This window comes from Chryseobacterium sp. Tr-659, assembly GCF_011752975.1.
Taxonomy (GTDB): domain Bacteria; phylum Bacteroidota; class Bacteroidia; order Flavobacteriales; family Weeksellaceae; genus Chryseobacterium.
Genome location: NZ_VWWP01000005.1, coordinates 108,406 through 120,405 on the forward strand (window position 1 = coordinate 108,406; position 12,000 = coordinate 120,405).

Annotated in this window: 11 protein-coding genes; 5 read left to right on the plus strand and 6 right to left on the minus strand. The window is 36.5% G+C overall.

All coding sequences use genetic code 11. The features are described 5' to 3' along the window. Positions 1 to 53: 53 nt before the first annotated feature. A complete protein-coding gene (locus F3J23_RS12655) occupies positions 54 to 905 on the plus strand; it encodes a hypothetical protein (RefSeq protein WP_167029318.1) in 852 nt (283 codons plus the stop codon). 20 nt (positions 906 to 925) lie between these two features. Next, positions 926 to 1,945, plus strand: coding sequence for a hypothetical protein (locus F3J23_RS12660; protein ID WP_167029321.1), 1,020 nt, complete (start codon positions 926 to 928; stop codon positions 1,943 to 1,945). Positions 1,946 to 2,025: 80 nt separating this feature from the next. On the opposite strand, the gene F3J23_RS12665 is transcribed toward F3J23_RS12660, so the two are convergent. The 6 genes from F3J23_RS12665 to F3J23_RS12690 all read right to left on the minus strand — a co-directional run bounded on the left by F3J23_RS12665 (position 2,026) and on the right by F3J23_RS12690 (position 8,840). Next, positions 2,026 to 3,081: an alpha/beta hydrolase gene (locus tag F3J23_RS12665; protein WP_167029324.1), complete on the minus strand. Its 1,056-nt coding sequence runs from the start codon at positions 3,079 to 3,081 to the stop codon at positions 2,026 to 2,028. Next, positions 3,062 to 4,330 (minus strand): PepSY-associated TM helix domain-containing protein, encoded by a 1,269-nt coding sequence (locus F3J23_RS12670; protein ID WP_167029327.1) that lies wholly within the window; start codon positions 4,328 to 4,330, stop codon positions 3,062 to 3,064. Before F3J23_RS12670 ends, F3J23_RS12665 begins: the two co-directional genes overlap by 20 nt. 209 nt (positions 4,331 to 4,539) lie before the next feature. Continuing rightward, positions 4,540 to 6,723, minus strand: coding sequence for a TonB-dependent siderophore receptor (locus tag F3J23_RS12675; RefSeq protein WP_167029330.1), 2,184 nt, complete (start codon positions 6,721 to 6,723; stop codon positions 4,540 to 4,542). A gap of 159 nt (positions 6,724 to 6,882) precedes the next feature. Continuing rightward, positions 6,883 to 7,704 (minus strand): acyl-CoA thioester hydrolase/BAAT C-terminal domain-containing protein, encoded by an 822-nt coding sequence (locus F3J23_RS12680; RefSeq protein ID WP_167029333.1) that lies wholly within the window; start codon positions 7,702 to 7,704, stop codon positions 6,883 to 6,885. A 59-nt stretch (positions 7,705 to 7,763) separates the two neighbouring features. Then, positions 7,764 to 8,336, minus strand: coding sequence for a Crp/Fnr family transcriptional regulator (locus F3J23_RS12685; protein WP_167029336.1), 573 nt, complete (start codon positions 8,334 to 8,336; stop codon positions 7,764 to 7,766). A gap of 6 nt (positions 8,337 to 8,342) precedes the next feature. Then, a complete protein-coding gene (locus tag F3J23_RS12690; protein WP_167029339.1) occupies positions 8,343 to 8,840 on the minus strand; it encodes a hypothetical protein in 498 nt (165 codons plus the stop codon). Positions 8,841 to 9,231: 391 nt separating this feature from the next. Here F3J23_RS12690 and F3J23_RS12695 point away from each other — a divergent pair, with 391 nt between their 5' ends. From F3J23_RS12695 to F3J23_RS12705, 3 genes are all read left to right on the plus strand, one after another. Beyond that, positions 9,232 to 10,026, plus strand: a complete 795-nt coding sequence (locus F3J23_RS12695; RefSeq protein WP_167029342.1) for an alpha/beta hydrolase — start codon at positions 9,232 to 9,234, stop codon at positions 10,024 to 10,026. An 8-nt stretch (positions 10,027 to 10,034) separates the two neighbouring features. After that, positions 10,035 to 10,613, plus strand: coding sequence for a hypothetical protein (locus F3J23_RS12700; protein WP_167029344.1), 579 nt, complete (start codon positions 10,035 to 10,037; stop codon positions 10,611 to 10,613). Between the two features lie 121 nt (positions 10,614 to 10,734). Further along, on the plus strand, positions 10,735 to 11,898 hold the full coding sequence (locus tag F3J23_RS12705; RefSeq protein WP_167029347.1) for an AraC family transcriptional regulator: 1,164 nt from the start codon (positions 10,735 to 10,737) through the stop codon (positions 11,896 to 11,898). Positions 11,899 to 12,000: the final 102 nt, after the last annotated feature.

Consider the following 12,000-nt stretch of genomic DNA (forward strand, 5'->3'; position numbering starts at 1 on the left):
CTTTTCCAAAGATAATGGGTAATTTTAAAGTTTTAAAACACTAATCACTGATAATGCTCAAAAAAACAGGACTTTTTTTACTCCTTACTTCCGGACTTTTAAGTTTGAAAGCTCAGCAAACCATCCCTTTCCGGATCACAAAGTACAATAATATTATTGTAAAAACACTGGTTAATAAAAAGGATTCACTGGATCTGATGTTCCAGATCGCCATGAAAGAATGCTCTATTTCTCCTGAACGAAAACAGAAAGCAGATCATATTATTTTTAAAGATGAGATCAGTGATCATAACACGGTTCAGATCGGGAAGAAAACATTGGAAAATGTGCGCTTCTTTGATAATCAATTGACAGGAAATGAGGCTGACGGAAAGATCGGAACCGGGCTTTTTGAAGGCAAAGTATTTAAAATCGATTATGATCAGAACCGGTTTGTTATTTATGATAAGATGCCAGACTTAAAAGGCTATCAGGCCATTAAAATCATTACAGATCATGATGGTTTTTATATTCCTGCTGATAATGTAATTGAAGGAGACCAACAGCGTGAAGCTTTTTTTGTCCTTCAATCCGGCTATTCCGGAGGGATTCTGTACAGTAATAAATTTGCTGAAGAAAACTATCTGGACAAAAAATTGAAAATAACCGGTGAAAAAACATTGAAAAACTCTGAAGGAAAAAGTCTTATCACCAGACAAGCAGTTCTTCCTTATTTCAAACTGGACCGTTTTGTATTTAAAAATGTTTCTGTAGGATTTTTCTCCGGAGAACTTAAAACCCAGAACGTAAATTATTTTGGCGCTGATATGCTGCGCCGATTTATCTGGATTTTTGATGCCAAAAGGGAGACAGCATACATCAAACCAAGCAAATATTTTTCAGATCCTTATTACAAAATAAATTAAACTCATGTTAATAAAAACTTATGAAGAAGGTTAAAGCAGTATCAGCACTTTTATTTTTTCAGCTGGTCTTCATCGGCTGTCAGAAAGATGAAAAAAAGACAAGTATCAGTAGATCTGACACGTCCAATGATTCCGTAAAAATTACAAAACCGGTAGATGAAATTGATTATAAAGATTTCAACATTTTCAATATTTCTTCCATGTCATCCATAGGAAATAACCAATTAATGGATCTTTTTATTTCTGTGTCTGATATTTATAGCGATCCTCATTCTGTTCCGGAAGAGTTTATAAAGAACCAGAAGCAGAAATCTTTTGAACAGTTACAGTATCTTGAACTGGATGCTCCACACAGAAAAAGAATGCTTGATGGAATTCATCTTACAGAAAATGATTCTCTGTACATGTATAACTATGAATTCAATCAACTTCAGAAAATTCCTGTAAAAAAATTAAAAGCTGCAGCTTACCTCGATGTATATGCTACAGAAGGTGAAGAAGTAGATGCCGGTTCTTATATGCTTGGTTTTCAAATTGAAGCCAATAAAAGTATAACCGACCACGATAGATATAATAATGTTATTGCCTATTTCGGGAATAAAAATCCATTTATAGAAAATAAGATGAAGCCTATACAATGGAAAAAAGCCGATGCTCAAATTTCAAGGAAATATTTCCCTGACTCAAAGCTCAAATATGGAGAAACCCATCAGGCCCGATATGAAAATCTGACCTATTATCTCCAGGATCTTATTGAGAACGAAAATGTACTGGAACGCAGGCTGGTAGTAATGAATGATCATAACGAAAAAATATTTGAAAATTCGTTTAGCATAGCGGGCAGTGACGGAGCTGAATTCTCCCCGTTGAACGGAATCAATAGTGATGAAGCTAATCAATTTCAATGGACAGGCCGCCTTTTCAAAGGAAAGCCTCCTGTAATTTTCGGATTGATTTCACCATCTTTTGGATGCCCTTCTATTGTTTTTTTAGACAAAAAAGAGAAAGCAATGACCATTAATTGTGATAACAGGCATTAGAAGAAACTAAAATTTTCGTTTAAATTTTTAGCTATAAATAAAAAAGCAAATCTGTGAGTGTACAGATTTGCTTTTTATAATTATTTCTTAGGATAATATTTATTCTTCATTTTCATGAAATAAGTTTCGGATTCTTTAAAATTATTTGTTTTCATAAATTTGAGAACAACATTCAGATAAGGTTCTGAAGGAATAAACCCTGCTCCTGTCTTCTCTGAAAACTTTTTATAATCGTCTTCAAGTTTTTGGGGATCTTTCGCTAACTGTTTGATATCAGTTCTAAACCCCTTGAAAATAAATTTCAAAGCTTCATAATTTCCCTGATAAGAAACTGTTCCGTGTGTCTCTCCCTCAAAAAAACTATGTTTATAATTCAATGAACCGTTTTTTTCTATAATTCCTTTAAACTCGTCAATGGCTTGTGTCATATCTGAATTCCAGTTTTTCTGCTGTTCCTCATTATCTGCCTGAGAAACATATAAAGATGTATTTGCAGGAAATTTTTTGTTCTTTTCTAAATATTGCTGTGTCCTTGAAATGGTAACTTTATGATCCCACCATAAACTGGGATCATTTGCGACATAAGCATTGAAATAATCAGGATGAGAAAGAAATGTATTGATTGCGAACAACCCGCCGAAAGAATGTCCTACCAGAATAGAATAGTCCTGCGTTCTGTAATTTTTATTAATGAACGGCTTCACTTCTTCCTGCATAAATTTTACAAAGTTCTCACTTCCTCCACTGTCTGCAAAAAGGATGACATTCGGATTTACCGGGCTTTTCTTTTCAGATTTTGTAGGTGTAAGATCCCTTGTCCGTTCTGTATTTTTAATTCCTACCACAATACATTCCGGAATGTCAGCATAGGGAGGACGGGAAATAAAATCGGTCATTCCTGAAAAATATTCAAAGTTGATTTCTCCGTCTAAAAGATAGATAACCGGGTATCGGGCAGGATTAATGGTATTATCATCATATGTTTTTGGAAGATGAACCCAAATTTCCCTGTTTTCATTTAAAACTTTTGAAAATAGGTTCTGCTTCTCTCCTATCACAATTTTTTCCTGTCCTTTGCCTGGTATACTTAATAAAAATAGTGAGATGTATAAAAATTTAAACAAATTGCTGCTCATGGTGTGAATCTTTTCTGTGTTGATGGACATTTTTAATTTCTTTATTCTTTTTTGTTGATTTATTTCTTCTTCCCCACCAGATCAGGAATCCGGTAACAGGAAGGCTTGTACAGATAATCCCGATGATGAATGTGAATATTTTCCCAAACATCCCGCCCCAATATCCCACATGGAGATCGAAATTCATATGTTCAATCACTTCATGCATCTGAACTTCTTTAGGGTAATCAATTTCATTTCCCGTATATTTATTGGTTTCCATCGTTTTTCCGTTGACGAGGCTTTTTAAGCCTATAAATTTTGCAGCAGCAACATGATAAACCGTTGCAGAATCATTTCCTGGAATACTCATTCTGAACTGTTCCGCTTCAGGAAATTTCCTGAAATTTTTATTTACGAAATCACTAAAAGACAACGCTTTTTTCTCCGGATCAAATTTGGGTTCATACTTTTCTGCAATTGTATGAGCATCCGCTACTCCTCCGAATGCTTCCTGTGTGAGATCCGTTAAAACTTTATAAGCCATGATCAGCCCTGTAATTGTAATAAAAACGGCAGGCAACAATGAGTAAAACCCGAAAACATTATGAAAATCATAATTCTTCCTTCGCCATTTTGTTCCTGACTTGATCTTAAATGCCGCTGTTCTTGTTGTTTTATTCCATTTTTTAGGCCACCAGAGCATCAACCCGCTTATCAATTGAATAAAAAAGATAATGGATGCGATTCCCACTACTGTTTTCCCAAACTTTCCGGCAAGCAGCTGTGCATGAATGTGGGCAACCACATAGAAAAACTCGTAGCTTTTCGTATAACCTAACACTTTTCCGGTATAAGGATTAAGATAATGATAGGCAAATATCCCTCTCGGGCCACGGCCTTTCTTTTTGGCTTTTTCAATGGTTTTATCTTTGGGCGGCTGGGTTGCTGAAGCTATTCTGAAACTGCGGCCTGCATCTTTATAAGTATCAAAATAAAATGCTTTCCTGTCCGGAACCTGCTTATGAAATTGAACAAGCAATTCTTCAGGTGTCATTTTCTTTGGATTGGCCGGAGCTTCAACATATTTGGCACTTCCGCCGCAGAAATCGACAATTTCATCGCAGAAGACAAATATGGTCCCTGATAACGTTACAGTGAGAACGATGATCCCGGAAACCAGCCCGAGCCAGAGATGCAGCCAACCGGTAATTCTTTTGGTAAGGGATTTCCCTTGTTTTTTCTTTGGATTAGTTTTTTTATTTTCCATATCTGATTGATATAAACTGTTTGTTGAAGAATGCGAAGGCTCAGAGATTTTACTGTTGTTTTTCTCTCACGCGGAGTTTGCAGATAAAGCAGATCTTAATTATAAAAATCTGCGTAATCTCTTTGATCTGCGAGAGAAAAAATAAGATATATCTCCTCACTTTCACATTCTTCAATACATTCTTATGATGTAAAACAGTTCTCTAGTTTCTAAAATTTAAATGCGAAATTGGCAAGAAACTCTCTTGGTTTCTGTGGCTGGCCGTAGAAGTTCCAATAGTTCTGGTTCAAAGCATTGTTCATTTTCAGACCGATTCTGTATTTTCTTTTGTCGTAGAAAATGGTAGCTCCAACGGTTGTATAGGCAGGAGCAAGGAAATGATTGGTAATGTTAATGTATGTTTTATCAACAAAATTGAATCCGGCCCCGAAGCCGAGTCCTTCATATGCTCCATCCATTATTTTGTAGCTCGTCCACAGATTGGCAACATGTTTAGGAGACCAGGCACTTCTTTTTCCGGCATCCTTACTTCTGTCATCAAATTTATTATCGTTATAGCCGTAGCCTGCAACTATATTCCAGCCTTTAACAGGATTGGCAACCAGATCCAGTTCGAATCCCTGGTTTTTGATATTTCCATCCTGGATATAAAGGTCTGGAATACCTGAAGGATCTGCAATCAGACGGTTTTTTATTTTCATATTATAATAACTTACTGTGGTTAGTAGCTTTTTACCGAACAGATCTAATTTAAATCCTGCCTCAAATTGGTTTCCCTGCTCAGGTTTGTATTCAATGAATGTATTACCTGTTCCGTCTCTCGGGTCTTTTCGTGGAGCAACATTTTTAAATCCGTTGACATAATTAGCAAAGAATGAAATTTCATTTTTGATAATTTCATACACCAGTCCGAATTTTGGAGCGAATTGAGTCTGGGTATATTTACCACCGCCTTCTACTCCATTGGAAATGATATTATCACTCCTGTAATTATCCATTCTTAAACTCGCCATTACCAGTAAATTGTCTGTAATATTAAGAACATCTGAAGCATATACACTGAATGTGTTTATTTTATTGATATCATACATTGTTCCGCTTCTTGGAAGGGCTTTAATAATATCTCTGGAGAGGGGTGTCCACTTTGTGGAAGAATCCAGATAAACAACATCTGCAGGTTGATCTTTATCGCTAACAATAACCCCGTTTAAAGGATAAGGAACGAATACAGACGCGTTATTTTTCCCTACTTTATAAACAGGATATTGGTTTTTGCTGGTTTGCTGGAAGTAATCTACCCCAACAACCAAGCGGTTTCTAAGATTTCCGATCTTAAAATCTCCTATGAAGTTCTGCTGAATATTATCCGTTGTAATTTTATAGCTGTCGAAAGGGCGGATGCTTCTGCTGACTGAATTATTGTTCAGGTAATTTAAAACCAGGAAAATTGATTCGTTTTCATTGGCTTCTCCTCTCTGGTAAGAAGTTCTGGAAGTCCATTGATCATTGAATTTATGAGTGACTTCAGCCATGGTCACAAAATTGGTTCTTTTTGATCCTATGTCATTACTGGTAAATGATCTGTCATAAGCTGATGCCAGGTCTTTCATGGAATGAAGGGTAAGCTTTTCAGATTGTCTCACATAAGCATTCAGCGTTTTTTCCGGTGCATGAAATTCTGTATCCAGGGTTACCGTTGTTTTATCACTGACTTTGTATAAAATACTTCCTGAGAAAAACAGTCCTTTATTGTATCCTGCATCTTGAAAAGAATCCTGTGAATAAGCGGCAACATTGAATCTTGCTAATGCTGTCTTTTCTTTATTCAAAGGAGTATTCACATCTGCTGTAATCCTGTTCATACCCCAGCTTCCGGTGGTGTAATTGATGATTCCTCCGAAATTTTCCTGCGGCTTCTTAGTTACTACATTCACTACACCTCCATAATTGGCCAGCGTTCCTCCAAATAAAGTCCCTGACGGTCCTTTTATTACTTCTACTCTTTCAACATTCGCAATCTCTGATTGTACTCTTGGATTTTGAATCAATCCGTTTCTGAAACTGGAATTGGAGCTGAAACCTCTCAGGAAAATATCATTCCCGCTGTCATTCACACTGTTGCTTACAACAACTCCAGGTGCTGATGCCATTGCCGTATTGAAATCCGTAGCTCCCATTTCACTGATAATTTCTTTGGGAACAAGGTTATAAACAGTAGGGTTTTCAAGGTTTTCCAACGGAAGCCTCGCTATGGATTCAGATTTTTTAGTTCTGTAATTGTGGGTTCCCTGAAGAGATACCGACTGTATTTCAGCCACTTTAATGGTATCTGTTTCCTGGGCACCCACCATAGCAAATGCTAATAGTGCTGCAGAAATAATTGTTCTTTTCATTTTATAATTAAGTTTAGTGAGTACAAAATTATTTTATTTTTATTAATTCTAAATAAAAACATGACACAAATCATAAAATGAATTATTCATAAAAGCGCATAAACAAAGGGTTTCCAAAATTTGAAAACCCTCTATGGTGAAGTATTTAAGTTTAAAATATTAGAAATATTTTTGAAGAAAAGCAAAAATCCGGTCAAAATGTTTGTAAGGTTCAGTATGACCACCCTGCCATTGTATGTGCTCATAATGGTATTTAAAATGGCTGTTTTTAAGTCTTTGGATCATTTTCTCCGACATATCAGAGGAAGGACAGATTTCATCTTGATTACCAGACATCAGTAAAATGGAAGCTTTAGCATTCTCAACTTTTATAAGAGATCTGCTTTCGGCCTCTTTATCCTGAAGCATTGCTTCAAACGCTTTTCTTATATTCCTTTGTATCATAAAAGGAACTGCCGCTTCATTTACAGGGACAAAAGGAAGTTCTCTTCCTCCAAATGTCCAGCTGGAAGTAGAAAAATGACTGGTATTTCCCGGGAAAACCGCATGACTGGCCGAAAGCGCAATGATACAAGAAATATCAGGATAATAACTTCCTAAAAGCAAAGCCAGATCTGCTCCCCGAGAGCCTCCGACAATTGCTATTTTATCTGTATGAATTTTCTGTTTTGCGATGGATATGGTATTATAAACATCCTGGATTTCAATCTTTTCAAGAAGCTTGGGAGAATTTTTTGATCCGAAGTAAGCAACTGCCAGAAAAGCATAATCTTTACCGAGAAACTGATCCCTCACCGATTTCCAATGGTTGGATGCCCAGGCATTCCCTCCTTCAGAGCCTCCGAGGCCTACAATCAGTCCTTTTATATTTTTTTGCGGAAGATATAGAACCGCATCTGTATTTTTTGAGTGAATTGTATCCTGAGCTTTCACTACAATCCCCATCAGCAAAAAGAAGAAAATTTCAAATAATCGTTTCATGACTTTTTTTGACAAAAATATTCCAGTGGATCCGATTTATTTTTGCTCTAGATCAAAAACTACTTTTCCGCTCGTAATCTGCTCAATGTAGACTGTGTAATACCAAGATAAGAAGCAACCATCCCCAGCGGAACCCTGTGATAAACGCCTTTGTATACCTGTAAAAAATGTTCGTATTTTTCTTTTGCCGTAGTGAATCTTTGTGAGGTGATACGCTCCATCAAATGTCCGAATACGCTTCCCATCGAGAGTCTTGCATATCGTTCCATTTCCGGGAAATGATCAAAAAGATAGCCGAGATCATTTACTTTCAGGCAGAAAGTTTCTGTTTTTTCGAGACAGTCGATATAATAGATGTCTTTTGTCCTTTCTATAAAGCTTTTGGGAGAATTGATCCATTCATTTTCACAGGAAAAATATTCACTGATCTCCACGCCGTCTTTCAGATAATAGGTTCTCACCAAACCATTAAGAATAAAATAGCTTTTGGTACAGATCTTATCAGCATCCTGTACAAGTTCTCCTTTTTCAAAAATATGAAGAGACAGTCTCTCTGTAAGCTCTTTTTCTAAAGCTTCACTTATTTTTATATACCGGCTGAAGTGTTCTAAGATAGGATCATGATTGTTCATCAGCGGTTAGATTACGGCGGAAGAAATCATCGACATATAATAATTGGCACAATGCAAAGAATTGATTAGTAATATTTCTTTATTGAAAAGGGTTTCAAACGTTTCAGAGGTGGTAATGTCGTATTCATAATTCATAGAACTCCACTTCAAATGGGGCTTCATCACAAAAAGTTCATTTCCCTGCTGATCGGTAAGAACAAATGATTCTTTAAATATTCCCCTGTGTTTAAAAAGAAAGCCTTGTTTTACCTCATCAAAATAGGTTTGTATCACAATTTCACCATTCCAGTTCATCCGGAACTTCAGAATCACTCTTTCATTGTCTTTCAGCTCGATAGTTGTTCCCCAAAAACCTTTTGGCTCTACCAGGTAAAAACGGTTTCCAATCTCAATTTCTGCATTAAATTTGAACCAGCTTTTATATATAAGTCTCCCTACAAACTGGCTGTCTTTTGACACTTCAAAAGATAAAGAATTGATTGATTTTGCGTGGTACTCTGCCATGGTTATTTTTAATTTGGTGGAATTTCTATCGGTTTTTAAATATCATTAACAATCTGAATTTTAACGCTCTAATTTATAAATAAATCGGCAAAAAATAACAGCTTTTAAAATCCTTTTTTTATATTCTAATTTCCGAATGATCTGTAAAGGCTGAAAAACCATTTTTCTCTATCATTAGATTCTTATCATTTTGTTATTTTTCAATCCATACATGGGAAACTCCCCTTTTAGCCATCTCTATTACCATTCTCAACAACCGATAACGTAACACGCTTATTCATTGACATTTAAAACAAAGACCACCTTATAAGATGGAGCGCCCGGCATCAACTGCACCATTAATTTTGCATTGTCAACATTCAAAAAACGCTCTCAATAAAAACCGATCTAAATGAAAATATCTGTTATCACGTGTCTTGGTATTATCCTGTTTCTTTTAACTGCTTGCCGGGAGGAAGAATTTGATCAGAACCATGTAAAGGACTTTAGTTTTACATCTTCGATTAACGGAAGTACTTATCCTATCAAAGTGGCACTGCCAAAAAACTATTCTACAGCTTCAAAATATAAAGCATTATATGTTTTGGATTCAAAATGGGATTTTAATTTGGTCGCTCAGGAGGTTCAAAAACAATCCGAAAAATTCCAGCGTTATGATGTTCTTGTTGTAGGTATCGGCTGGGGTAATGACCGATTAGATGATTATCTGCCTGTACCTTATAAAAGCGGTACCGGCCGGGCTGATGAGTTTGTGAAAGTCATTAATAATGAATTGATTCCCAGAATTGAAAATGAGTTCCATGCAGCCCAATCCAGAGAAGACCGGACTATCTTAGGGCATTCCGCAGGAGGGCTCTTAAGTGCATATTGTTTTACCAATTATCCGGACATCTTTGGAAGTTATCTTTGCCTGAGTCCTTCACTTTGGGTGGGAAATCAGATTGTACTTATCCACGAAAAAAAAAACAGGCCCGGAAACCAGGCCCGAAATGGTAGATTCTTTCTAGCTGCAGGAGAGCTGGAAGATGGAGGAATGCTTCCGCCTATAGAAGCATTCCGTTTGATTCTCAGCCAACATTATACAGGGTTCTCTCAAGCATATAATCTGGCAGGAGGGCTGGACCATCTGGGCTCTAAAAAGACTAATATCCGGAAAGCTATCTCTTTTTATTTTCATCAACTTTAATCTTTTATATGCGTTTACTATTATTGATTTGTCTTTTTACATGTATTGGTGTCAAGCTACACGCACAGGACACAATCCGGAAAAAAAGGGTACTTGAAATTAAACCTGCTATCGGAGCTACGGGAAGCCCCATAAAACCTACTGTATCAGTAATGGTGCTCCACCCGTTGAATCTTAGATTTTCTGCAGTCTCCCACTCCATGATCAGTTTTTTACTGTTCGCAAATAATTCTGAGCAATACATCAAAACTCATTACAATTATTCTTTATCCCAAAAACTGGGAATTGGCTATTCTTTGTACGGAAAAAAGGGAAAAAGCCGGCATACCCTATTGGCACTGGGCGGAATCAGGCATGTTGCTTTTAAAGAAACACTGAACCATCCGGATCTGGACGAGGTAAGTATCAGTACTCATAGTACAGTTGCCGATTATGGCCTGATGTATGAGCTTTCAGTGGGAAAAAAGAGATATACATTTGATACCAGACTGTACCTTCCTTTTAGCCCCATCCAATATTACCCACAGGGAACATTGACCAATCTGATTTATCTGGAAGTAGGAATAGGCATCAGGCTCTATAAATAAAAAAGAATTGGATATCAGCCGAATAGAAAGTATTTTGGTATGGAATATATAAACCTTTTGAAGAAAAAAATATAACAGGCTGATTATTTGCTATTTTTACTTTTTTAGATTTGTTATTACAATGGCAATAGGCTGGGAACTTATTTACATAGGCGGGATTTCGATATCATCGTTCCTTTTCATTATATTGATCAGTAAACAGCATAAAAGCATTGCTGACAGGATTCTGTGTACCTGGCTTTTTTTTGCTCTGATTCACCTGTTGTTTATTGCAGGCTATGCTTCCGGAGCTATCTATAAAACCCCTCTGTTATTGGGATGGGAACTACCATTACCTTTTCTTCACGGTCCTTTTCTTTATTTGTATATTTTATTTTTAAGCAGCCAACAAAGTAATGGGCGGCGATACTTTATTCATTATATTCCAGCTGTATTGGTGGCTGTCTTACTCTTCTTCATACTTCCAGGGGCTCAGTTTAGTTCTTTATTAACCGTGCCAGCCTATAAATCTTTATTTCATGGTATAGTAGCTGCCATTATGATTTCAGGTGTGGCTTATGTAGCAGGATCGCTCATTCTGTTGCGCAGACATCAGCACAATATTGTGGGTCAGTTTTCTAATACGGATAAGATTACTCTTAACTGGATGCAATATCTTATTGCAGGAATGAGTATTATCTGGATTATTGTAATTTTTATACAATCGGTGCAGGCTCTGTACGTTGCCGTTGCTTTATTTATTTTTTTCATTGGATATTTCGGTATTCGCCAGGTGGGTATTTTTTCTAATGTATCATCAAGCCATGAGGTGATTCAGCCTATTGCACTTGAAAGTGATATACCGCCAACAGCTACAGCTATTCCTGAAGCTATTGATTCTGTAAAATATGAAAAAACAAAGCTTGAAGACACTAAAGCGTTTGAAATTCAGGCCCAACTTGCCCTATTAATGAAGGAAGAAGAATGCTATAAAGATCCCGAGCTTACTTTAGGAGATCTTGCCAAAATACTGGATATACAACCAGGTATGCTGTCTCAGGTCATTAATTCAAAAGAAGGAAAAAATTTCTATGATTATATCAATACTTTGAGGACCGAGTCTTTCAAGCAGTTACTTTTACAGCCTGGAAGCAGGCAGTACACATTGTTGTCTCTGGCTTTTGAATGTGGATTCAATTCCAAAACAAGTTTTAACCGTAATTTTAAAAAAATTACCGGAATATCTCCCAGCCAGTATGCAAAAAAACTGAAAATTGAAACACAATCTGAAGATGGAGAAGGATAGTTCATTTAACTGATTCCATCCTCTATCTCGTCTTCAACTGCTATACATACCTTTACCAGCCCATTTATAAAAGTGATATTATCTTTTGTTTCAACCCTGTAA

What these genes read in the sequence shown, in the direction of transcription:
- F3J23_RS12675 (WP_167029330.1), bottom strand. Translation starts at nt 6,723, where the DNA reads ATGAAAAGAACAATTATTTCTGCAGCACTATTAGCATTTGCTATGGTG.
- F3J23_RS12655 (WP_167029318.1), top strand. Translation starts at nt 54, where the DNA reads ATGCTCAAAAAAACAGGACTTTTTTTACTCCTTACTTCCGGACTTTTA.
- F3J23_RS12690 (WP_167029339.1), bottom strand. Translation starts at nt 8,840, where the DNA reads ATGGCAGAGTACCACGCAAAATCAATCAATTCTTTATCTTTTGAAGTG.
- F3J23_RS12665 (WP_167029324.1), bottom strand. Translation starts at nt 3,081, where the DNA reads ATGAGCAGCAATTTGTTTAAATTTTTATACATCTCACTATTTTTATTA.
- F3J23_RS12705 (WP_167029347.1), top strand. Translation starts at nt 10,735, where the DNA reads ATGGCAATAGGCTGGGAACTTATTTACATAGGCGGGATTTCGATATCA.
- F3J23_RS12700 (WP_167029344.1), top strand. Translation starts at nt 10,035, where the DNA reads ATGCGTTTACTATTATTGATTTGTCTTTTTACATGTATTGGTGTCAAG.
- F3J23_RS12670 (WP_167029327.1), bottom strand. Translation starts at nt 4,330, where the DNA reads ATGGAAAATAAAAAAACTAATCCAAAGAAAAAACAAGGGAAATCCCTT.
- F3J23_RS12660 (WP_167029321.1), top strand. Translation starts at nt 926, where the DNA reads ATGAAGAAGGTTAAAGCAGTATCAGCACTTTTATTTTTTCAGCTGGTC.
- F3J23_RS12680 (WP_167029333.1), bottom strand. Translation starts at nt 7,704, where the DNA reads ATGAAACGATTATTTGAAATTTTCTTCTTTTTGCTGATGGGGATTGTA.
- F3J23_RS12685 (WP_167029336.1), bottom strand. Translation starts at nt 8,336, where the DNA reads ATGAACAATCATGATCCTATCTTAGAACACTTCAGCCGGTATATAAAA.
- F3J23_RS12695 (WP_167029342.1), top strand. Translation starts at nt 9,232, where the DNA reads ATGAAAATATCTGTTATCACGTGTCTTGGTATTATCCTGTTTCTTTTA.